The sequence below is a fragment of the Vibrio sp. 1978 genome (genome assembly GCF_033344345.1).
In genome coordinates this window covers 1-511 of sequence record NZ_JAWPOP010001061.1, presented here as the reverse complement: position 1 = coordinate 511, position 511 = coordinate 1, and the positions used below count along the sequence as shown (strand labels likewise).

Here is a 511-nt window from a genome sequence, read left to right as displayed (position 1 = left end):
CTTGGCTAGGTGATGAAAACCTGTGCAACACGGGTAATATTGACCTCGATTTATAAAGAGATGGCTTAAAAAGCTCACATTTACTTCCTATACGGTTGAAGCTGTCGCTTTATAAGATATGATTAGACACAAATCGGTGGCATTTATAAGGTTATTTCATGGCAAAAGTCGTTAGTAAGGCGAATCAATCTCAGGGTATGTTGATGTTTAAACTCACCCTGCAACAAACCTGCGCAATAGGGACACTTAAAGTTCGTGAAATTGTACCCTACATGCCAACCACAAAAATCCCGTATTCCCATCACCATGTGATTGGTACGGTGACCATTCGTGATCTCACCGTTCCAGTTATCGACATGTCCGCTGCGGTTGGCTTTCGTCCAATTACGCAAGAAGAATACAAAAACTGCTACCTCATCGTGACCGACTGTTTACGCACTGTGGTTGCGTTTATGGTTCGTAGCATAGAGAAGATCATCGAATGTGATTGGAAAGCCATTGAAACGCCACC

General features: G+C 42.9%; 1 protein-coding gene. It reads left to right on the top strand.

Annotated elements, in window-relative coordinates:
* Positions 1-158: 158 nt before the first annotated feature.
* On the top strand, positions 159-511 hold a 353-nt coding region (locus R8N49_RS30650; protein ID WP_318190890.1), incomplete at its 3' end, for a chemotaxis protein CheW.